The sequence below is a fragment of the Candidatus Cloacimonadaceae bacterium genome, assembly GCA_030693415.1.
In the GTDB taxonomy this organism is placed as follows: domain Bacteria; phylum Cloacimonadota; class Cloacimonadia; order Cloacimonadales; family Cloacimonadaceae; genus JAUYAR01.
This window is the reverse complement of sequence record JAUYAR010000122.1, coordinates 1-22,548: the sequence shown is the minus strand read 5'-3', so window position 1 is coordinate 22,548 and position 22,548 is coordinate 1. Positions and strand designations below refer to the sequence as shown.

21 protein-coding genes are annotated in these 22,548 nt (G+C 49.1%); 9 read left to right on the top strand and 12 right to left on the bottom strand.

Translation table 11 applies throughout. The annotated features are described in order from the left end of the window. Positions 1-312: 312 nt before the first annotated feature. Together Q8M98_07610 and Q8M98_07605 are read right to left on the bottom strand one after the other, a co-directional pair. On the bottom strand, positions 313-783 hold the full coding sequence (locus Q8M98_07610) for a hypothetical protein (protein MDP3114630.1): 471 nt from the start codon (positions 781-783) through the stop codon (positions 313-315). Between the two features lie 79 nt (positions 784-862). After that, a complete protein-coding gene (locus tag Q8M98_07605) occupies positions 863-991 on the bottom strand; it encodes a hypothetical protein (GenBank protein MDP3114629.1) in 129 nt (42 codons plus the stop codon). Between Q8M98_07605 and Q8M98_07600 the strand changes: the two genes are divergently transcribed. The 9 genes from Q8M98_07600 to Q8M98_07560 all read left to right on the top strand — a co-directional run bounded on the left by Q8M98_07600 (position 990) and on the right by Q8M98_07560 (position 11,482). Then, complete coding sequence (locus Q8M98_07600) at positions 990-1,121, top strand: hypothetical protein (GenBank protein ID MDP3114628.1); 132 nt, start codon at positions 990-992, stop codon at positions 1,119-1,121. The genes Q8M98_07605 and Q8M98_07600 overlap by 2 nt on opposite strands. 660 nt (positions 1,122-1,781) lie before the next feature. Next, a complete protein-coding gene (locus Q8M98_07595; GenBank protein MDP3114627.1) occupies positions 1,782-2,879 on the top strand; it encodes a hypothetical protein in 1,098 nt (365 codons plus the stop codon). A gap of 557 nt (positions 2,880-3,436) precedes the next feature. Then, the gene (locus Q8M98_07590; GenBank protein ID MDP3114626.1) at positions 3,437-4,624 is read left to right on the top strand and encodes an electron transfer flavoprotein subunit alpha; all 1,188 of its coding nucleotides are present in this window, start codon (positions 3,437-3,439) and stop codon (positions 4,622-4,624) included. Continuing rightward, positions 4,624-5,907: an amidohydrolase family protein gene (locus tag Q8M98_07585; protein MDP3114625.1), complete on the top strand. Its 1,284-nt coding sequence runs from the start codon at positions 4,624-4,626 to the stop codon at positions 5,905-5,907. The genes Q8M98_07590 and Q8M98_07585 overlap by 1 nt, the downstream gene beginning before the upstream one ends. 14 nt (positions 5,908-5,921) lie before the next feature. After that, on the top strand, positions 5,922-6,551 hold the full coding sequence (locus Q8M98_07580; GenBank protein ID MDP3114624.1) for a radical SAM protein: 630 nt from the start codon (positions 5,922-5,924) through the stop codon (positions 6,549-6,551). Positions 6,552-6,876: 325 nt separating this feature from the next. Continuing rightward, positions 6,877-9,285, top strand: coding sequence for a putative LPS assembly protein LptD (locus Q8M98_07575; protein MDP3114623.1), 2,409 nt, complete (start codon positions 6,877-6,879; stop codon positions 9,283-9,285). After that, positions 9,266-9,865: an HAD family hydrolase gene (locus Q8M98_07570; protein ID MDP3114622.1), complete on the top strand. Its 600-nt coding sequence runs from the start codon at positions 9,266-9,268 to the stop codon at positions 9,863-9,865. Before Q8M98_07575 ends, Q8M98_07570 begins: the two co-directional genes overlap by 20 nt. Continuing rightward, complete coding sequence (locus Q8M98_07565) at positions 9,852-10,682, top strand: RNA methyltransferase (protein ID MDP3114621.1); 831 nt, start codon at positions 9,852-9,854, stop codon at positions 10,680-10,682. Before Q8M98_07570 ends, Q8M98_07565 begins: the two co-directional genes overlap by 14 nt. Continuing rightward, a complete protein-coding gene (locus Q8M98_07560) occupies positions 10,679-11,482 on the top strand; it encodes an XdhC/CoxI family protein (GenBank protein MDP3114620.1) in 804 nt (267 codons plus the stop codon). Before Q8M98_07565 ends, Q8M98_07560 begins: the two co-directional genes overlap by 4 nt. 193 nt (positions 11,483-11,675) lie before the next feature. Here the strand turns inward: Q8M98_07560 and Q8M98_07555 are convergent, their stop codons facing one another. The 10 genes from Q8M98_07555 to Q8M98_07510 are packed head-to-tail and all read right to left on the bottom strand — an operon-like array spanning position 11,676 to position 22,404. Then, positions 11,676-12,305 (bottom strand): phosphotransferase, encoded by a 630-nt coding sequence (locus Q8M98_07555; protein ID MDP3114619.1) that lies wholly within the window; start codon positions 12,303-12,305, stop codon positions 11,676-11,678. Between the two features lie 10 nt (positions 12,306-12,315). After that, complete coding sequence (locus Q8M98_07550) at positions 12,316-13,143, bottom strand: SMP-30/gluconolactonase/LRE family protein (protein ID MDP3114618.1); 828 nt, start codon at positions 13,141-13,143, stop codon at positions 12,316-12,318. A 2-nt stretch (positions 13,144-13,145) separates the two neighbouring features. Continuing rightward, positions 13,146-14,540 carry a cysteine--tRNA ligase gene (cysS, locus tag Q8M98_07545; GenBank protein ID MDP3114617.1) on the bottom strand — a complete coding sequence of 465 codons (1,395 nt, stop codon included), beginning with the start codon at positions 14,538-14,540 and terminating at the stop codon, positions 13,146-13,148. Between the two features lie 10 nt (positions 14,541-14,550). After that, positions 14,551-18,408 carry a type IX secretion system sortase PorU gene (gene porU, locus Q8M98_07540; GenBank protein MDP3114616.1) on the bottom strand — a complete coding sequence of 1,286 codons (3,858 nt, stop codon included), beginning with the start codon at positions 18,406-18,408 and terminating at the stop codon, positions 14,551-14,553. Next, positions 18,405-18,560: an OadG-related small transporter subunit gene (locus Q8M98_07535; GenBank protein ID MDP3114615.1), complete on the bottom strand. Its 156-nt coding sequence runs from the start codon at positions 18,558-18,560 to the stop codon at positions 18,405-18,407. The genes porU and Q8M98_07535 overlap by 4 nt, the downstream gene beginning before the upstream one ends. A gap of 15 nt (positions 18,561-18,575) precedes the next feature. After that, positions 18,576-19,040, bottom strand: coding sequence for a 23S rRNA (pseudouridine(1915)-N(3))-methyltransferase RlmH (locus Q8M98_07530; GenBank protein MDP3114614.1), 465 nt, complete (start codon positions 19,038-19,040; stop codon positions 18,576-18,578). Continuing rightward, entirely contained in the window at positions 19,041-19,943 is a 903-nt protein-coding gene (locus tag Q8M98_07525) for a bifunctional enoyl-CoA hydratase/phosphate acetyltransferase (GenBank protein ID MDP3114613.1), read from the bottom strand. Positions 19,944-19,952: 9 nt separating this feature from the next. Beyond that, positions 19,953-20,828, bottom strand: coding sequence for an RNA polymerase sigma factor RpoD/SigA (locus tag Q8M98_07520; GenBank protein MDP3114612.1), 876 nt, complete (start codon positions 20,826-20,828; stop codon positions 19,953-19,955). Between the two features lie 21 nt (positions 20,829-20,849). Beyond that, on the bottom strand, positions 20,850-22,154 hold the full coding sequence (locus Q8M98_07515; GenBank protein MDP3114611.1) for a LysM peptidoglycan-binding domain-containing protein: 1,305 nt from the start codon (positions 22,152-22,154) through the stop codon (positions 20,850-20,852). Then, complete coding sequence (locus tag Q8M98_07510; GenBank protein ID MDP3114610.1) at positions 22,135-22,404, bottom strand: acylphosphatase; 270 nt, start codon at positions 22,402-22,404, stop codon at positions 22,135-22,137. Before Q8M98_07510 ends, Q8M98_07515 begins: the two co-directional genes overlap by 20 nt. Between the last annotated feature and the right edge of the window lie 144 nt (positions 22,405-22,548).

The window sequence follows — 22,548 nt, the reverse complement described above, 5'->3', positions numbered from 1 at the left end:
ATTCTCTCTAAACATCAGTAACTCCATATATGCTTATCTAATATGATGCCAATGTATTACTGATGCTGATTCTGTCAAGTAATTTCTCATCATTTATTTAGATACTATTCGTGTCAAGCATGGACTTTTTTCTATGGAGTCCTATTAAGTATTTATGATATAAACGAATGATATTTGACAACGCCAATGCAGTCAAGAGAAAAATGAACTTTTTACAGAAAAGAAATGCGAACCGGTGGAAAAGCAGCTTTGAAACGTTGCCATGCCGCCCCTCAATCCTTTGCCGCCTTGAGGATCAGTGCCTGTAGCGTGTTACAATTTCTTGATCAGGAAAAGTTTCTCATAATCCGAATCGCGATAGAGGATGGTGAGGCTGCCTCCGTTCACATACATCAGATGGATGCTGCGGGCTGGATTCAAAACCCAGATCAGTTGCTGGGTTTCGGGATCAAAGTGCGCTGGATCTCCGTGCATTTCATACATGCGGTCAACCACGAATTTATCTTTTTCCTCGCCATTCTTGGGATCATATTTGACGAACCAACCGACGATTTTTTCGTTTTCAGGATTGACAAAGAGCACCACGGCATCGATGAGATCATTGTAATCAGAATAGTATTTAACCATGGCGCCATCGACGGATTGGGCGATAAAGCCTTGCTGCACCATGATGGAATCCGCGCTGTTGAGATGTTGGTCAAAGGAGATGCCAAAGAGACCCCTCTGGGCGCAAAGACCCGCGGCGGAAAGGCAAAGGACGATTATTATCAGGATATTCTTCATGTATTTTCACCTGTTGTTGTTTATGATGTCATCATTTTGAGCGCTTTGGAAACGTCAATAGGTATTATGCAAAGCGATATCACCCGATGGATATCCCACAACGGTTGATATGCTCGATGAGTGCGGTGTCGGTGATGGTGTGAAAGCTGATCAGATCGATTGTCCAGGGAAGTTCCAGAGCGTCCAGAGCCACGGATATGGAAATCATGTCCCCGGGTATCGAGCTCCTCGCCTTTGATGGCAAGATCTATGTCAGAGCCCGCTTTAAAGGTTCCTTTGGCGCGGGAGCCAAACACCTCTCAACTCTCTTCTCTGATCTCTCTGATTCTCTGTGGTGAAATTCATCTCCGAATCTCTCATCTCTCTGCTCTTGCTCCGCTTATACTCTGCTTTCCTCTGTGTTTATCTCATCTCTCAAATCTTTCAATATACCTTCTCTCCCGTGAGCATTACGGAGTCAATACGGACTTAGTCCGTAATGAGTCCGTATTGCTTCCGTATTGCTAAGGGGGAAGATGTCCCGCAGGATGCCGATCCTGCGAAGTGAACGGGTGAACAAATGAACCGGAGAACGAGTTGTTTCGCCTTAGATTTCAATGATCATTATGATCATAACGATCCGCGTCATCTGTGTTCTATAGGCAAATTGATTGGGTTTATTGAAGAAATAGCTGAGCCGTCTCGAATATTCTTACGCAGGAATCCAAGATATGACTTAATGCCGGCGGGAAGCATCCTCGGCAAACATGTTCACGTGCATTTCCCTTCTCACCCAAGTCATTTTTCGGCTGCAAAATCCTTCAGGTAAGTCCTCCCTCCGCGATAGTCGAAAACTAACTCATCGAAAAAGGGCTGCCTGCAAATCGCCAAATCCAGTCCGATTTAGCTTGACATGAGACTAATCAACTGACAGATGTCCCGAAAGTAGAAATTGATGCAAGGAAATATGGAAATACGATGATAACAAACCGCAAAGTAATGATAGGTGATCGTCTCACATGTTGAGCGATATATTGTGCAGCGGGACAGCCTATGGGCGGAATAAAAGAGCCCTCGGCCAGTATTTCACCAGAAATGATGTGTGGTTAAAACCACATATCATAGACTTTATATCTATGACAGGGGCATCAACAGCGTATGACCCCTTTGCTGGAAATGGGGACTTGCTGCAGCAAGTACTTGGAATTGGCAACGTCTCCAAAATCAAGGGTCTTGACATAGACAGAACATTGCCATGGGAGTATAATGACAGCCTAATAAATATCCCTCCAGTAGCTGATGCCATCATTGTGACAAATCCCCCCTATCTTACGAATTATAGCGCTAAGCGCATGAATCTTCAACAAACCGTAAAACAGTACTTTAAGAACTCCAAATATGACGATGTTTACCAAATTGCCCTAAATAATTGTCTAAATACCTGTGGATATGTAGTTGCTTTAATACCCGAAACATTTATCAACAGCAGCTTTCAAAAAAATAGAGTGCATAACATAACCGTTCTGGAAGACAACCCTTTTTTTGACACAGAAAATCCCATCTGTGTTGTTTGTTTTGACGATGTTAAGAAAGAGCAAGATAAAATACTCGTGTATAAAAACGGCAGCTTCATCAGCAGATTATCTGATTTGGAACGTCAGAGGCTTGAACCGAACAATTCCGTGAAAATGAGATTTAATGACCTTAGCGGCAGAATAGCTATTCGAGCAGTCGATACGACAGATCCCCAGAAGCCTATAGAATTCATGCTTGATAATGAGTTGGATTACGATAGAAGAGGAATCAAAGAAAGCTCAAGATTAATAACTTTAGTGTCCATAAAGCACTATAATGATCGCAAGCTTAGAGACATTGTGGAGCAAAGCAATGCGATCTTGAAGCTCTATAGAGAAAATACAGCAGACATTTTACTTTCACCATTCAAGGGAAATACAAAATCAGGAATTCGAAGACGCAGGCTTGATTACAAAACAGCAAGAGCAATTCTGGAGAAAGCCATTAACGCAGTGGATGGTCACATTGAAAATGAACAAACAGAATTGGATGTTAAGATATTCACCGAATCAGCCATTCTGAGAACGGCGTTCACTTCATAGCTTTCGTTGACGGTGTTTATTTCAACGACATTATCAAAGCTTCGAAATGCGATACAAACCCCAATACTAAAAAAGGCAAGCAAGTAGAAAACAATAAGACACAAACTCAATTAACGATGGCGAAGATGTATCTCAAAGCCAACCCCAATAATTATTTCGTGAACACAGAGGGATTCATAAAGACCATAAAATCTTTCCTTGGTGACTGAAGTTTAACCGTCGGGATTCTCACCCCGGTAGTCATCAGTAAATTCATCACTTTCAATGGCGTGGCCGGATCATGCCATCGGCTATCACTCATTTAAAAATCTATATTCTTTATATATGCAGGTGAACAGGTGAACGGGTTGTTTCGATTCAGATTTCAATGATCATACAGATCATAACGATCCGCGTCATCTGTGTTCTATCGGCAAATTGATTGGGTTTATTGAACGAATAGTTGAGCCGTCGCGGATATTCATGCGTAGGAATCCATGATAAAAAAACCGGTGAATTCCATTTTGCGCTTGACAAGAATCTGAAGACCAAATGTTGTAGATTGAGGAGAATGATGTATGATTGAAGTTTTAGACCAGAAATGCGTGGGATGCGGAGTTTGCATTCGTGCCTGTGCCTATGAAGCGATCACAGTAGTGGACAAACTTGCTATAATTGACCTCGATAAATGCGTGTTATGCGGAGCCTGCGTTGGTTCCTGCCCCTTCGACGCGATCCTGATCCGCAAGAAAGAAGCCGTTCAGATAGATAAAAACGACTATTCCGGCATCTGGGTCTTCGCCGAACAAAAGGATGGCATCATAGCTCCGGTGGTATTTGAACTGCTTGGCAAAGGACGCGATCTTGCAGATCAGATGGGCGAAGAGCTCAGCGCAGTCGTTTTTGGCTGCGGGATCGAAAGCCTTTCCTCAGAATTGATCGCCTACGGTGCCGATCAGGTGATCGAAGTGGACGATCCCGAGCTCAAACATTTCAGAGACGAGCGTTTTGCCAAAGCGCTCACCGAGATGGCGCTCAAATACAAGCCTTCCATCATCTTAGCCGGAGCGACTGTCATCGGTAGATCCTTCATTCCGCGCGTGGCGGTGCATCTGCATACAGGCTTGACTGCGGATTGCACCGGTCTTGAATTTGATTCCGAAGGCGGAAACCTGTTGCAGACCCGTCCCGCTTTCGGAGGGAACATCATGGCGACCATCGTCACCTCAAACCACCGTCCACAAATGGCGACTGTGCGTCACAAAGTGATGAATCCCATGCCGCGCGACGATTCCCTTTCCGGAATCGTCATCCGCGAACAAGTCGTCTTTGATTTCGACGAAGAAGTGAGCTGCTGGCTTGGTTTTGAAAAGGAAAAAACCACGTTGGTCAATATCACCGAGGCGAACGTCATCGTTTCCGGGGGCAGAGGCATGAAGGAAGCAAAGAATTTTGTCATGATCGAAGATTTGGCTGAAGCCCTCAGCGGAGCTGCCGGAGCTTCACGCGCTGCCGTGGATGCAGAATGGATACCCTATTCGCATCAGGTGGGGCAGACCGGTAAGACGGTCAAACCAAATATCTACATCGCCGCGGGAATCTCCGGTGCCATCCAGCATCTGGCAGGAATGTCTTCCGCGGATTATATCGTTGCGATCAACAAAGATCCGGACGCGCCGATCTTCAAAGCCGCGGATCTGGGGATCGTTGGCGATCTCTTTGAGATACTCCCGAAACTAATAAAAAGGGTGAAAGAACTCCGCTAATGATTATCAAACCTGCGATCAGCGTTATCAGTTCTGATCGGGTGGAGCACAGGATTGATTTGCATCTTCAGCTTGCGACGCGATCCGGTTCCGATAGGGAGCTTGCGCTCGAAAAGACCGTTACCCACAGCCGAATCGGAATTCGGCATCCCAATAACGGTTCCGATAGGAAACTTGCGCTCGAAGAGACCGTTGCCTACACCCCGCTGATCAATTCCCATGACCATTTGATCGGCAACTGGGTTCCCCGCGCCGGGGAAAATCGACCCTATCCGAATTCGCATATCTGGGTGGAGGACATGAAGGATTCAGTCAGCTACCATGAGCGTAATCTATTCTGGATCAACGATGGATCATTTATATTGCAGGAACCAGCCGCATACAAACTCGCGCTTTTGGGATCCTACAAGAATCTTTTCTCTGGCTGCGGCATCGTTCAGGATCACGCTCCGGTGCAGGGAAAAGAGTATTATCGGGGGTTTCCGATCAAGGTGGACGACAACTATCGCCAGTGCCATTCTCTGACGCTTGGAAACTGGTGGGGAGGCGAAGACGCGATCAAGGAAATGAAACTCACCCAGGGAAGGATGCCGTTCATCATCCATCTTGGCGAAGGGGTGGACGAGATTACTCACGGCGAATTTGCCAAGCTCATGCAGCTTGATCTCCTGAAACCAAACACCCTGATGATCCACGGCATCGCCTTTTCCGGAGAAGAGATCAAAAAGATCGCTTGTGTCGGTGCCTCGATCTGCTGGTGTCCCACTTCAAACTATTATCTGATCGGCAAGACCATGGATATCGAATCCGCCTTCAGGCACAACGCAAACGTCTGCATCGGAACGGATTCCACCATGTCCGGCGGCGTCAATCTGATCGCGGAATTCCATAAGATCAGGGAACATTTTCCTTCTATCAAGGGCAATCTCCTCTTCAAAATGGTCACGGAAAACGCAGTCAAAGCCTTGATGCTCCCGCGCGAATACGCCTGCCTAAACCCTAAACATACCAGAAACCTCTTGCTTGTGGACGCCAATGACAACGACCCCTTTGAAAATCTACTTACTATTGAAGCCACCTCCATCCGCTATCTGATGCTGGACGGAATCCCCATCTTCGGGGATGCGGACTGGCTGGAGCTACTGGCTGTGAGCGATGCGGATTATAGCTTCTTTAAAGTCGGCAACAGAGATAAATTTGTGCTGGGCGATCCCATCAAGATCAACAACTACATCGATGCAGTGCTCGGCTATCACAAGGATTTCCCCTATCTGCCTTTTTGATGAGGTTGCCGGATTTGAGCGCGAATCTGAATATATGTGAGATATTTTACAGCCTGCAGGGAGAAAGCACCTTCTCCGGCATGCCCTGCATCTTCATCCGTCTCAGCGGGTGCAACCTGGATTGCAGCTATTGCGATACCAAATACGCTTTTGCAGAGGGTAGAGAAATATCCATCACCGAAATCCTCATCGAGATCGCGAAATACCCATGCAAACTTGTGGAAATCACCGGCGGTGAACCGATGCTGCAAGACGAATGCATCAGTCTGATGGAAACACTCCACACCCAAGAATACCGGATCATGTTGGAAACCAACGGCTCGATCTACCTCGGCGATGTGCCCTCCTACGTGAAAAAGATCCTCGATGTCAAGACCCCCGGCAGCGGTTTCGGCGCCAGCTTCATGAAATGGAATCTCAAACTCCTGAATCCTTCCGACGAGCTCAAGTTTGTGATCACCTGCTATGACGACTATCGTTTCGCGCGTGATTTTCTCGACCGCAACTCGTGTAAAGACAACATCATCCTCTTTTCTCCGGTGCTCAGCGTCCTCCCTGCCGAAACTCTGGTAGAATGGATGCTGAGAGATGGGGTCTCCGCCCGGCTGCAATTGCAACTGCATCGACTGCTGAAATTGCGATAAACTCTCATATCCTATCAGCCTTCCCGAGTGGTGGAGCGCGAGATACGTTGCACACTCAAGGATTAGAGGATTGGGGGGGTAATTATTTGGGTATTTTTTTTTGATTAATTGTTCTCTGATTTCGGGGCAGTTTCTTTTTCCACTTTCTTTGAACATATCTGGAGGGTTATCCAGCTAACTATACATGATTAGTCTTTATTTTTTTCTCCATCCGCAGCATCGGCATGCTGCGCTACGTGTCAATTTCGATAATGCCGACGCAAAACTCTTGACAGCAGCGCAAGATTAAAATATGTGTGTAAGCTCAGGAAATTATCATAACAACATGAAAAATATCTATCTTGCTATTCTGATTCTGCTGCTGGCAAGCATGCTTGTGCTTTACGCGCAAGCTCCTGCCGAAAGCGGAGCTGTATCTTTGACGGAGATAGGAGACAGCCTGGATGTCGATGCCAAGATGGACTCGCTTTTCTATTCGGCAGACAGCATCGCCTATCACTATAGCGAGGAACGGATCTATCTTTATGGCAATACGGGCATCCTTTATCAGGATTCCACCATCAGCGCTGATTCCATATTCATCGACCTAAAGACAGAACAGGCATACAGTTATGGCTGGACAGTGATGCGGGACGGGGATCAGATCCTTTTGGGAACGGATGTCGCTTATGATGTTCGGAGCCAGACCGGAAGGATGAAGGATGGAGTCTCACGCATCGAAAAGAACTATTATGGCGGTGAGACGATCCGCAAAGTGGACACGGATATTTATGACATTGACGATGGTACTTTCACGACCTGCGAACACGCGGAGCCGGATTTTTGGTTCAGCGCGAAACAACTGAGGATCTATCGTGGGGACAAGATCGTCGGCAAGCCGGTCATTGCCTTGGTGAACCACTTTCCGGTGTTCTATTTCCCCTTTATGACGATCTCGATCAAGCGCGGCAGACACCCCGGATTTCTGATTCCAGAGCCGGGCTACAACAACGTGGATGGCAAATTCCTGCGCGATATATCCTGGTATTTTCCCTACAAAGATTATGCAGACCTCATCCTCAGCCTCGATCTGATGGAAAGAACCGGCTGGCGGACGCGTTTTTCCTCTCAGTATCTCCGCCGCTATCTGTTTTCCGGAGGCGTGAATCTATCCTATCAAAAACGTGTTGATCCACTGCAAACCTATTATGACTGGTCTCTGAGAGCCAATCACCATCACGAAATGGGGGAGAAAGCGACCTTTGATATGAACTTGGACTTCGTCAGCAACAAGCGCATCTGGGAAAGCAGCGCTATTATTGACGAAAGCCTTGCCCAGAGGCTCACTTCATCGATGTCCTACCGCAAACCGCTACTCAGCTCATACCTCAATGTTGGCGCTATCTATACCCAGGATCTGATCAACGACCGGGTGTCAATCACCTTGCCCAGCGCAACGTTTTCGATGCCGCCGCGCCCGGTCTATGAGCTTTTCATCAATCCGGAAAGAAGTCCGGACTCATGGTGGAGCAATCTTGGCTACAACTACAGCGTCCGATTGGACCACACCGGCGAAGTGCGCGATCCGCGTCCCGGCTTGAATGATATCATCTGGGACAACGTGCCCGATCCTGCCGACAGCACAAGTTTCCTCGTGCGGCACAACCTTGGGATCAAGCATCGCGTAGGGCTTTCCTACAACTGGAAAGTGCTGGGGTGGTTGAACATGAGGCAGGGACTGGACTATGGTGAAAGCTGGTATGACCGCGACAAAAATGATGAACAGTGGGTGCGTGGCTATGACTATTCCGCCTATGCCAGTGCCAATTTCAATATTTATGGGATGAGCAATTTCCCGGCTTGGAAGGTGCGCTCCGTCCGACATATTTTGACGCCTTCGATCGGCATTTCCTATAATCCTGATTTGAGAGAGAATAGCCGGTTCTTCAGCTTTGGCGGGATCGGTATCAATTCCGGAAACGAAGCGGCAAACCTCAATCTCTCGCTGGATCAGAAATGGCAGATCAAATTCATGGGCAAAGGCGGGGAACGCAAGATCAACGATGTTTTAGGCTTCACGTCGCGCGCTTCAGCGAATGTGCTCAAGGACGAAAAGCAATTTGGACTGATCTCCCACACGCTGTCTTTCAAGCCCGGCTCCTTCGCTTTGGGAAATTTCAAAGTGCAGGGCACCGAGCTGCTGTTCAAGGGATTGAGCTTGGGTTACTCCTCTCAGATCAGCTTTTCCCAAGATCCATACGCGCTTCTATGGGACGACCTGAAGATGCGCAATCAGTATTTTTCCCAAAGCTTTAGCATCAGTGGTTCGGCACCATACAAGAAATACTTTGTGCGTCCCAAGAACCGCATATTCGATCCTTATGAACAACCGGACAGCCTGCAGCAGATCGCAGAAGAACTTGTCGCGGGGGAATCTTCGGATAACTGGCGCGTCTCGATCTCTCAAGATATCTTTGCCGCGGAGGATATCTTTGAACCAACCGCAAACAACCTGCGTTTTGATGCCTCATTTAAACTGACCGACAACTGGTCGATGAGCTATGGTAATTACTACAATGTCAAAAAGATGGACATGCTGTCCCAGAGCCTGAAGATCTCGCGCAGCCTGCATTGCTGGAAGCTGGACGTCTCTTATACCCGCCGCAACGAATTCTGGGAATATCGCATCGTGCTCTTCAATACCGTCCTGCCGGACGCTCTGAGGTTTCAAACTCGTGACAGCAAAAGATATTAAAAAAGCGGTGTTTCTCGACCGGGACGGATGTCTCAGTCCGGATGACTATGGGTATATCTCCGATCCAGCAGGATATTCCCTCTATCCATATACTCCTGAGGCGCTTGCGATCCTGAAGAAAAAGGGTTATCTGCTCTTTCTCGTCACCAATCAATCCGGAATCGCCAGAGGCTATTTTGGCATCGAGGAATTGAATAAAGTGCACGACAAGCTCCAGCAACTGCTTGGCGAGCATGATCTTGCGCTGGACAAGATCTATTTCTCGCCATATTTCGAGACCGGCAGTGTGAAACCATATAATGTCCGGCACGAAGACCGCAAACCGGGCTTGGGTATGTTTCTGCGTGCGAAGGATGAATTCGGATTCGAGACCCGTGCCTCCTGGATGATCGGAGACCGCTACTCGGATATCGCATTCGGCAAAAAAGCGGGCCTGACTACTATCCTCCTGATGAGCGGAAACGGCATCAAGGAAATGACGGATAACATGCAAGACTGGGAATACAAGCCGGATTTTATCGCCGAAAACCTGATTGCCGCTGCCAGATTGATAGAGCTGCTTGACTATGAAAAGCCTTGACCACTACCATCAAAACAAATTTAACCGCTTCGTCCCCGAACGCCAACGGAAAGCGGTATTGAAGCTGATCCAAGCTCTGGAAACGGCTCTTTCCAAAGATGACGTACGCTCTGAGATCAAGCAGCACCTCATAGAGTGCATCGGATTGATGGAAAACCACGATGGGGAGGAGTTTTTCCCGCTGGCGGAAAAGCTGAGGCAAACCAATGACCTGCACAAAATCCTGCGTTTGATCCATCCCTGGCTGAAGGACGAGGTGCGAGATCAGGATTTTTCCGTGGTCAAAACCGACGGTCAGATTAAACGCTCCGAACTCATTTTTCCCGCGTCAAGGCAGATCATCGTGATTCTGGACAATCTGCGCAGCGTTTTCAACGTCGGCTCCATTTTCCGCACGGCGGAATGTTTGGCTGTCAAGGAGTTATGGCTTTGCGGCATAACGCCGACGCCGGATCATCGCGCCATGAATAAGACCTCGCGCGATACCTGCGAAAGCGTGAATTGGCGTCAGTTTGATACCGCCACTGCGGCTGTTTTGTCTGCCAAAGCGGATGGCTGCCGCATTTGCGCTTTGGAAACGATTTCCGGCGCGACCTCGGTGTATGATTTTGAACCTTCGCTGCCAATGGCATTGATCATCGGCAACGAAGCTCTCGGAATCTCCGATGATGTGTTGAAGGTCTGTGATGATTATCTTTACCTGCCGGTGCAGGGATGGAAGAATTCTCTGAATGTGGGGGTCGCTTTCGCGGCTATGGCATATCATCTCGTTTGTAATAACCAAATATCTGATAAATTTAAAGGAGCTCCTCAATGAATAACAAGGACTATTATACCAGACTATATGAACTCAATCAAAAATCCTGCTTGATGTGGCAGGCGCTGATCGTTAAGGTACAGGGTTCCACACCTGCCAGATCCGGTATGAAAATGATCATCCCCCTCTATGATGATGAATTTGGCAATCTCGGCGGCGGAGAGATGGAGCATTACATCATCAATTTCACTCGGAAGGAAAAGCCGGAAAAGCCAATAGTCAGGACATTTCTGCTCTCCGATACCGGCGAAGGGGTCAAAGATCCGGAAGAGACACCCACTGCCATGATTTGCGGGGGAATCGTTACCGTATTTATCGAGCCCCTCTATCAGGTAAAGAAACTATTTGTGATCGGCGCCGGGCATTGTGGAAGAGCTTTGGGTCATCTGGCAAAGCTTTGCGGCTTTCAGGTTTCGCTGATCGACAACCGCAAGGAGATCATAGAATCCCTCGCCGAAGACATGTGTGACGCCGCATATTTAAACGACTATGAACATCTGGACGTGGCGATCGTTTTCGACCACAATGCCCATATCGTAATCATGACCCACGGGCACGTGCACGATAAAGGAGTGCTGGAGTTTTGTCTGGACAAGGAATATGCCTATCTGGGCATGATCGGCAGCAAACAAAAAGTGGCGCAGACCTTTGCCAATCTAAAAGACAAGGGCATCTCTGAGGAATTGCTCAGCAAAGTCCACGCTCCCATTGGTTTGCCCATCGGCTCGCAAACGCCCTACGAGATTGCCGTTTCCATCATGGCAGAGATGATAGCTCTGGATAGGAGAGTGGAAACATAAAGCACAGAGAGCACGGAAAGGAAAAATGCGGGTAGCCTTTTTAGTGCTGATTCCAGCCTGCGGTAAGCCATGTCCAGCGTGGTGGTGGGAAATTCCATTTTACGCCACAGCCGATTCTGAGATCGGCATCCCAATAGGCAATTATACGCTTTATTCGACATTGTGAGAGAAGTTTTCAAAACCCAACACTAACTTATTGCAGGGTTGATCCTTTCGTTCCGAAGAGATAGTCCCGATTCTCGCTGATCATTTCGATAGTTAATAAAGGGGGCTTCTTGTTATATTGCGCCCTCCGCTCATCGAAACGGAGGATGTTTTGCCGCAGGCAGCTTTCCCATCGGTCAGAATCCAGAGAAGCAAGTTTCTGATACTCACTTAAAAATTGTCCAACAAGAGATTGCATTCGCGCAGGCTCAAACATATCCGCCCAAAACAGCATCAGGTGGCTGAGGTCATACTCCGGAGTTTCGAACCTGCTGTCGGAGAAATCGATCAAGTAATAATCATTTCCGTCATAGAGGATGTTTTTCGGTTGGTTGTCTATGTGGCATAGGCATTTATCTCCATCAAAGGAGCTCAAATGAAAAGCAGCGATCCGTTTAGCCAACAAAGCGGAGTCGAAACCATCGGGATCATCAGTGTAGGGGATTCCAGAGATTCTTTCCAGCACGATTTCAAGTGGTTCGACGAATCCGAGCAGCTTTGGTGTAGCCGGTAAATGTCTCTGATAGACAGTTAATTCGCGGTAAAAAAGAACCGCTTCGTTGAAGGACTTGATTACGGTGTCTCCCGCGAAGCGGATGAAAGATGGTTTTTCGCTCATCGAGTCCCTATCAGTCGAGAGGGATGCGCACAATCCTGTTTTTATTGAAGAGCGGGACGATCAATTCGTTGGTGGGTAGATGATAGATCATATCCGCGGCGGCGGGCATGTCTCTTTTAAAGAGGATAAACCGGTTTTGCTCCTGGGGGATCATATAGATGGCGTTTTCCTGCCAAGATGAGAAATAGATCCGCCCGAGGTCGTCGATGGCGATGCCGTCCAGATTTGAATAGATCGTATCCTTGAAGATGGAGAAAGTGCGGTTGATGGTGTCGAAACTCAGAATCGACGAATGCATGCTGTTGCAAACAATGAACATCTGGTTGCGGGGACGGTCATAGACAATGCCGTTGGGAGAGTTGAGCTGCGGGGCAGTGAATTTCTCCACTTTCTTGGTGGCAGGATCGAGGATAAAGAGGTAATGTGCCTTGGTATCGGTGAGATAGAGCAAGCCGTTTTTATCGATTTCGATGTCGTTTAGCATCGCAGCGCCTTCGATCGGTATGGATTGAGATATCTTCTGGGTGGGAATGTCGATCACGTGAACTTGTTTGTTGTCAGCCACATAGAGGAATGGTGAGACAATCATGATCCCGCGCGGAGCTTGCATGCCGCCCTTGAGAAAGGTGCTGAGCGCTCCGGTGCTGTCCATGCTCACGATGCTCCGTCCGCCGGTGTTTGAGATCAGAAAGCGGTCGCCCGTTTTGTCATAGGCGATGCTTTCGGGGTTGTCGAGTTCCACGCTGCTCACTTTCAACCAGATGAAGATGGCGGCGCTGATCACCAAAACGATCAGCAGCAAGAGGATTTTCTTGTTGGGTTTGCCTTGTATGTTCATTATTAATCCCTGATGCTCCAAGTGCATCCGTCCTTTGTGTCTTTTATTTCTATTGAAAGCAGGGCAAGATCGTCTCTGATCTTGTCTGAAAGCGCCCAATTCTTGTCCGCTCGGGCTTGTTTGCGATACTCGAGGATGATTTCAATCAGTTGTTTGGAGAGGTTTGGCGTTTTATCCGCCAGCCGTTCAGTCAGGTGTTGGAAAAATCCCAAAGCTCCCCCCAGACGGACGAGCAGGACTGCCGACTGTTGACGTTGTGAGCTTTCCAAGCTCTGGTTTTTGATTATGGAAGTCAATCCAAACAAGACCGATATCGCTCTGGCGCTGTTGAAGTCATCATCCATCGCTTCAATGAATTCCTCTTCAAAAGTATTCAACATTATGCCGGTCACTTCTATCTCGGATTCTACGAAGCTACTGTAATCTATAGCTTTTAGGGCGTCATAGAAATTTTTGACCGCGCGTTCGGATTCCTCAATCAGCCCGCGGTTAAAATCGATTGGACTGCGGTAGTGTTTGGAAAGAAAGAAGAAACGGATCGCTTCCGCGCTGTGCTTCTTGAGGATGTCCCGCGCGGTGTAAAAATTGTCCAGGCTCTTGCTCATCTTTTCGCCTTCGATATTGAGGAAACCGTTGTGCATCCAATAGTTCGCCAAAGGTCTGCCGCTGATCGCCAGTGCCTGCGCGAGTTCGTTTTCATGGTGTGGAAAGATCAGGTCGTTGCCGCCGCCGTGGATGTCAAAGGTCTGTCCCAGATACTTTTGGCTCATCACGACACACTCGCTGTGCCAGCCTGGACGTCCATCTCCCCACGGGCTGTGCCAATATGGTTCTCCGGTTTTGCTGTTTTTCCAGAGCGTGAAGTCCGCGGGGTTTTTCTTATTTTTATTTTCCGCCACTCGGGCGCCCACCATTTGCTCTTCGATCTTCTTCCCGGAGAGGGAGCCATATTGGGGCAGGGCGGTGGTATCAAAATAGACATCTCCCTGAGCCTCATAGGCATAGCCGCGTTGGACGAGGGCTTCGATCAGTTTGATGATGGCATCGGTTTCCTCAGTTGCCCGGGGTTGATAATGCGGTGGCTTGATGCCAAGGGCGATGCAGTCTTGGAGAAAGGCTTCGGTGTATTTGTTCGTAATCCTGGCATAATCCTCATTTTCTTCGATTGACTGGGCGATGATTTTATCCTCGATATCGGTGATGTTTTGCACATAGGTCACATCAAAACCGCGCCATTCGAAATAGCGGCGCACGACGTCGAAGACCAAAAAGGCGCGGGCGTTGCCGATATGAAAATAATCATAGACGGTGGGTCCGCAGGCATAGAGTTTCACTTTGCCATCTTCGATGGGCTTGAATGTTTCTTTTTTGCGGCTTGCGGTATTGTAAATTAGCATGCACTTCCCTTTATTTATAGATCACCAATCGCTCGGTCTTTTCGGTCTTTTTGTTGCCGGCTTTGGCGCTTACTTTGACGAAATAGGTATTGTTTGAGGGATAGTTTCCCCCTTTGTCTCTGCCATCCCAATAGATGCTGTTAAAGCCTTGTCTGCCATTGGCTTTGATGTTGCGGATACGTTTTCCCGTGATGGTGAAGATGCCGATCTCCACTTCGCCGTCCAGAGAGAGGATGAAGGTGATGTTTCCGTCTTTTGCGACCGGATTGGGATAGATCAGCAGGCGCTCGATATAGAGCTCGCCGGTTTTTTTGATTACGAAACTGGTGCTGGCAACGGAGGGTAGGTTAAAGTTGTCGAAAGCGATCACCTGCACTGTGTGCATGCCTTCCGAAAGCCCGGTCAGGGGATAGGTGAGAGTCCCCATGGTATAGGAATCGCGGTCATAGCCAAAATACTTTGTGACCGGGATCGGTTGCAAGGAATTGTCGATCACCAATAGGATGTGGCGTCCGGCGCTGCCGGTGATGTTGATTCCGTTGTCATCCGCTATCCTGGCATAAAGTGTGGGATTGGTGCCCACAGTATCACCCTCGCGGAAGTCATAGCTTCCCAGAAAGAGATTAATCGCTGGAGGAGCTTCATTCACAGCAGCCACCGCCTGATCGGAAAGCGCCAGCGGATGATAGTAATTCACATAGTCCCGCTTGTTTTGCGCGTCCCAGATATAGGAAACGATCCTGCCGGAATTTCCAGTGGAAACATCGTCTGGAACGATGAATCCGGCATTGTAGCTTCCGCCGGTCACCGTAATGCTTCCTTTGTATAAGGTATTGCCGCGGTGAGTGATATGCGTCTGGGAATCCAAGCTGTATGCGGTGTCCGTATCAAAAACACGGATATCTGCCACACCATCGATCAGCGAGGGATTGAAGGAACCGGATACGGAGGCTCGTTGCCTGGATTGAAGAGCGTTTCCATCCTTTGTATCAAGTACTTGCACCGTCATCAGGCTGTCTCTTTGGGGCGGAATGATGCGCAAAGTGGGATCCCCAAGCAGCACGTATGTGGCATCGTTATCGTTATTTGGGGTGTAATTGATCTTGGCGTCCATGATCGCATAGCCCACCGGATTGCGATTGTTTACCATGCTTTTCAAGACCCGTTCCATCATCGGACCGTTGTAATAGGGAGAGCTGATCCGGGTGGCGGAAAAGGAAGCGATCGAGCCCAAATTGTTGAGCAGCACCACTTTCTGTCCAAGGCTCTCAAATCCCCAATAATCGAAATGCGAGACCTTGCAGGAAGCTGCCATAAAGAACGACAGTTTATTCGGATTGGCAAATCTGCCCATGTCCGTGGCGCCGTCGAAATAGTCCTCCGCGCCGAGTTTGTCATAAGATCCGTGACCAATATAATACCACACGAGGCGTCCTTCGTTGAGCGCGGAAATCATGTCATCTCGCGCACCTGGCTTGTTTTGAAACTCGTCATATTCATACTCCCAGGCAAATATCTTGTCCACAAGGACTCCGGGGTTAATCACGTTTGCAGCCCACTGCACCTGACGAGAATGGATATTTTCGTATGAACCGGTGCTGCCGTTAAATAGATCGTCGCCCAATATGACCATCGAGTTTCGCCACCAGCCTGGCTGGGGATTGGAGGTATAATTGATGTAGTTGTTGATCATGTTGGAAAGCTCGTTGGTATTGCGCACCGGGTATCTGCCGACCGCTATTTCCGGGTAGTAGGAGGAGTTGATCATCGCGAAATAGTCGTCCGAAGCGATCTCTCCGCGCTGATAGACGATGATCTTGTTCTTTGCCGCCGCCTGATTGGAAAAGTTGCGCCAATCGATCGTGCCCAAGCCCATCAGCGTCAACGAAGTAACCTTCGGCGCGGGGTAACAATGATAGACATAGCGCATAAACTGTCGGATCGCAGTGGGATCGGGGTGTCCGCCATTAAATTGATTAAATATGTCGTTCTGTTTCACCACTTTGCTGCGGATGTTGTAAGTGGATAGATACAGATCGGCAAGAATTTGCGCCTGGGAGAGATACTCGTCCGGAGCGATGATGATGTTGTCGATCTGAGGAGGATTATTGGTCAGATCCGTGGGGTTGAAAACGCTGATGTTGAGCGGAGTATAAAGCTCAGTCATCGTGCTGATGGCAAACTTGGCGGAAGTGTTTCCAGCCGCAACAAAATACTGCTCAGAGCCGCTGGTCTGAATCGGCACACGGATCACCTCGGAAAAGCTGTTGATCCGATATACCGTTGCGCCGGAGAGGTTTCCGCTAACGTTGTAGCGGATGTCTTGCCCGGGGAAACTGGCGTGACGGTTGGCGAGATATTGCCCGGCGCTCTTATGTATCCCACGCGTGTGGTCAAGCGTGATATAGTTCAGATACAGGTTGTCCGTTAATGTACGGATCACTCTGATGCGCAGGGTGTTGTTTCCGCTCACGAAACCTGTGACGGAGCGGTTGAAAAGATATTCTCCCGTGCCGCGCCAGGTGAATGTGATCGAACCGGAAACAAGGTCCCTCACCACAGGCACTCCGTTGATCAAAACATTGATATTATGGGATAAGGTATCGATGTTTACGGCTTCCTGTTGGAGTGAAAATGTGAGGGTCTGCGCAACGCCGGCACTCACGTCGGACAAAGGGACTTGAAACTCGTATTCGGCGGTGTTGTTGCCAAAAAAGCGGGTCATAAACCAGATGAAACCAAGCTGCGAACGCCGGTGCGTCTCAGTTTCCAGCCTGAATTGTTCCCTATGAGTGGAGGTCTGATCCGTCCAACTGCTTTGCACCGGCAGGCTCTGCATTCTCAAGGGAAGATTGCCGAAAGAACCGCCGAAAGTGAGCCAGTAAACGGTGTTTTGCGAATAGGGGTTGAAATAGGTGGGATTGCTTTGCAGGGATAGATTCTTCTGCACTCCATCGCGGGAGGTGCCATAAAAAACTATGTAGTCGGCGGGATCGAAGTTTCCATCGTCTTCGCCGGCAACGATGATCGGCACTTCTTTAAATTCGACTCCGGGGGTCACGATGGTGAAGCTCGCCAGCCCTCCTCCGGTAGTGAATAAACGGAAGGTGCGCGGATCTATATCATTGAGCGGCAATGAACTGAGCTGCGAGGGGTTGATGCGAAACATGCCGTCACGATCGGTTTCCAGCCGCACCCAATAATCCGCGGCGGAAAAATCCGCAAAGTTGATCTGGGTGCGGGTTTCGCTGCGCCAATATCTTGCTTGCTCTGGATTGATCAGATTGCCAAGCAGGATATCCGTCAACTGGTCTGGGCGTATCTCATTGCGGAGGTTGACGTTGCCATCGATTTGCACGCTGATGATCGCCTGTTTGGTCACCCGAAGTATATTCCCGCCCAAAAGCCTGAAAGGGCTGATGCGCAGGGGGATGAATCCATGACCACGATAGACCACAGCGTCCAAGGACTGGATAAGCGATTGCTCGGCAGGAAGATAAAGCGCTTCATCGATGTTGTATTCATACTCAGAGATGCCATTGCGGTCCCGGATCAACGGTACGGGCTGCAAACGCTTTTTCAGCATGACGGATTCTTCCTGACGGCTGATAACTTCAGCTCGGAGCATTCCTGCCGGTGGGATGCCGATCTTGATCTCGGTATCGGGGATCAGCGGAGCTCCGGGAAGCGTGGGATATGCCATTCCGGCGATCTCGATGTGAGTATATTTCCCTTGATCGAGGACGCGGTATTCATCAAGGCGAAACTCGATCAGCAGGCGGTTGCCGCTGTTTTCGAGCACCCTGAATTCCGCTCCCAGAGAGCCAAATACGATCAGCGCCAAGGCAAAAATCAGCGCGCGTTTCATCGGGCTTTCCGATCTTTGAAAATCTGTTCCAAGCCATAGATCAGCAAGTAAAACAGGGTCATGAAAAAGAAGATCCCCGCCATGCCCTGAATCATGATCAGGACAGACTGCTGCAAATCGCCCGCTGCGGCATTCATTATTATCGTTGGCATCAAGTCACCTCATTGTTAAATATGATAGTTACGATTATGTGAAATCATCATCGCCCGATAGATCTGCTCGATCAAGACCAGCCTCACCATCTGATGCGTAAACGTCATCGCGGAAAGGCTCAAGATCAAGTCGGCACGCTGTTTGAGAGCATTATCCGTGCCAAACACGCCACCGATTACAAAAACGACGGACTTCCTTTCATATAAGTTAGTCAGATATCGGGAAAACTCAAGCGAAGATTTCTGCACACCGCTTTCATCGAGCAAAATCAGATACTCGTCCGGGCTGATACGTTTAAGAACATTTTGCGTTTCGCGGGCTTTGACGATGTCTGCGCACCCAGTGCTTTTCAGACTGACGTCCGGGAGTTCGATTATTTCCACTTTCAGAAAAGCGCCCAAGCGCTTGAGATATTCGTCGATTCCTGCTTTCAGCCAATCTTCTTTGGTCTTGCCGATCTGGTATATGCGCAGGTTCATCTATCTGGTCATGCATGCCAGACCCATCGCCATGCAGAGCATCTTCGTCTCTCCGTCATCGGCTCTTGAGGGAATCAGGATCGGGACTTTGGTGCCCATCACGACGTGGGCGACGCGGTATTTACAATAATAAGTGAGAGCCTTGCCGAAGATGTTTCCGGCTTCGATATTCGGCACGATGAGGATGTCCGCCAATCCCGCGACGGGAGAGACGATTCCCTTGGTGCGTGCAGCTTCGAGATCGACGGCATTGTCAAAAGCCAGAGGTCCTTCGATGATGCAACCGGTGATCTGACCGCGTTCGTTCATCTTGGAGATCAGCGCTGCGTCCATAGTTGAGAGCATTTTGGGATTCACGGCTTCCACGGCGGAAAGCAGTGCCACCAGCGGTTTGGGATTGCCCATCGCGTGCGCCGCCTGAATGGCGTTTTTGACGATGGCGATCTTCTCGCTTAGTCCCGGTAGGATGTTGATGCCGCCGTCGCTCATGAGTTTGATCCCGCTGGGATGTTCATAGGCAAGCACATCGGATATGACTTCGCTGACGCGCAGTCCCTTATCCTTGTCCAGCACGGCTTTGAGGAGGATTGAGGTGTCCGTTTTGCCTTTGAGGATGAGATCCCCCTTGCCTTCGCGGACGAGTTGGACACTGACTTTGGCAGCATTGATCAAGTCCGCGCCGGTGTCGATGATCTCAAAAGCCCCGGAATCTCCGGGAGACATCTTTTCCAGTAGTTCGATGATCCTGGCTTTGTCGCCCACCAACAGGCAGTCCGCCAGGTTTTCGCGTTTTGCGAGAATTGCCGCGTCCAGCACGGATTCTGTTTGCGCAGCGGCAATCACGACGGTGCCGCGTTTGCCCTGCTTCACATGTTCTATCATGGCAGCGAAACTTTCAAACATGCCCTCTCCTCAATAGATATATTTTTCAATGAATTCGTCCACAAGGGCGTCCTCTTCGGGACGCAATTCGGCGATCATCTTTTTGAGCGCCTCCTTTTGGATTTGGCGCACCCGTTCGCGGGAGAGCCCAATTTTTTCGGCGATTTGGGCAAAGTTTTGCGCCTGGGTTTCGCCGTCCAGACCAAAGTAGGTGCGGATGATATCAGCTTCGCGCGCGTCCAGTTTGTCGATCGCTCTGTGGATGCGTTCATGGATGCGTTCACGGTAGTAAAGTCTTTGCGGATCAATCTGTTCCTTGTCCTCCAAGATGTCTTTGGTAGTAAACTCCTGATGGTCAGCGGATTGGAGTATTTCGTCAAAAGAGGTCGTTTCGATGATCTGATCTTTGAGCTGATTGATCGATTTTTCGGTGATCTTCATCTTTTCACTCAGTTCCTCGCTGGAAGCCGTTTCTCCGGTCTCTGCGAAGATCCTTTCCGAAGTCGCTTTGATGCGATGGGCGGAGCTGGTTTTTCCCAAAGGAACGCGGATCAGAGAGCTTTTTTCGGATACCGCAAGCATGATACGTTGTCTGATCCACCATATTGCATAGGAGATCAGTTTGATATCCTTGTTCGGATCGAACTTTTCGATCGCTTTGATCAGACCGATATTGCCTTCGCTGATCAGTTCCGATAGTGAAAGACCGCGATTTTGGTAGCGGGAGGCGATCTTGACCACAAACTTGAGGTTCGACTGCACCAATTTATCCATTGCATCGGGATCCCCATCACGGGCACGGATGCCCAATTCATGCTCTTCCTCACGGGTGAGGATGCGAAATTTGGAGATATCCTTCAGATAGTTTTGCAGTGCCTTATCGGAAAAAACGTTTTCACTCTTCATCTCTTTCTGTTGACCATATAACTAATTAAGCGGCAACACCTTGCGCGGATTGATCGCCTTGCCCTTGATGCGATATTCAAAATGCAGATGAGGGCCTGAGGCATTGCCGGTGGAGCCCAAGTTTGCAATCATTTGACCCTGTTTGACCACTTCGCCGACGTTCACGACGTTGGATTCGTTATGGGCATAGACGGTCATCACAAAGTCCGGATGCTCGAGCACGACCACCTTGCCATAATTTCCCTGATTGCCGGAAAAGACGACGGTTCCGTCCAACACGGCATGAATGGGTGTGCCGGATTTGGCGCCGATGTCTATTCCCTTGTGGGGGCGTCCGTTGCGCAATCCGTATTCGGAGATCACTTTTCCCTCAACGGGCATAATCAGATCGCTTCTGATGCTGCCTTTGGTTTCCATCTCCTGTTCGGTCAAGGGTGTGCCAGTAAAAACAGCAGAGCCGGCTGGTGGAGTACCGGCAAGATATATGCGTTGGCCCACCTTGATGTCATTTGTGCTAAGATTGTTCATCCGTTTCAGCTCATCCACCGTGATCCCGTTGTTGGTGGCGATGCGATAGAGCGTGTCTTTGGGCTGAACCACATAGATTCTTTGGATGATGAGGGTATCGGGAGCCGCGCTGGTGGAGGCTGATATCTGTGTCTGAGCCGGGATCGAAGTTTCGGGAACAGGTGGAAGTTTGTAGTTGCGGGGGTCTTTGATGATGATCTTGTCTCCGGGACGAATCACGTGCTGGAGGTTTTCAAACCCGTTCCACGCAAGGACATCTTTGGTGGTGATATTGTTGTTTTGGGAGATGCGAAAGAGATTGTCCTGCGCCACAACGGTGTGATAATAATCTTCGGGGAGGCGGATCTTGCGCCAGTCTGTGGGCTCGCCGCTTGGTTCGACAGGTCTTATCTCGGTTGAAATTACGGGTGGGCTTGGGATCGGGGTTTCAGGCACTCTTTCCGGGATTGTGATCGGAGGAGGAGCGGCAATGGTTTCGGGAGTGACCGGTTTTAGAGCCGGTCTGGCAGCAGGTTTGGGAGCGGGTTTGATCTCTTTGATTTTGAGCCTTTGATTCAGCGCCAGATTATCCCTTTGCATGTTATTTAGCTTTTTGATCTGATCGATGCTGACGCCGTATTTCTTGCTGAGGGCATAGAGAGTATCCCCTTTTTTGACGGTATGCGTCTGATATTCTGCCGCCATCAATAGCGGCAAGATCAAAACGAGCAAAGCCATTAGCCAAAGCTTTGGCTTCATTGCCGGTGGAGTGCTTCGCATCCCCATGTCTTTCTGGGTTCTATTTAATTTTAAAATCATGATATTCTTCAGCGCTATCCAGTTTCATTTTATGCAAATCAATCACCTGCACATGCCGGTTTCCGAGTTTCACGCTCTGGCAAAAATCCGCAATAGCGGGCTCATTGCCACTGGCGATGATCTTCACGGTTCCGTCTGCAAGGTTCTGGGCATAGCCGAAAATTCCGTGTGCCAGTGCAAGCTGAAACACGAAAAAGCGAAAGCCGACACCCTGAACACGGCCACTGGCGATTAACTCCCATGTCTGCATATATTACTCACTTTATCGTATCCGTTCTCAATAAATGAACGCGGGATATTTGTCAAGTATTCGTTTTGCGTTTTACCGATTTCGCTGTCAAGGACACGATCAGAGGTGAAAAAATACCGACACCCAAATCTGCAAATGGGCGTC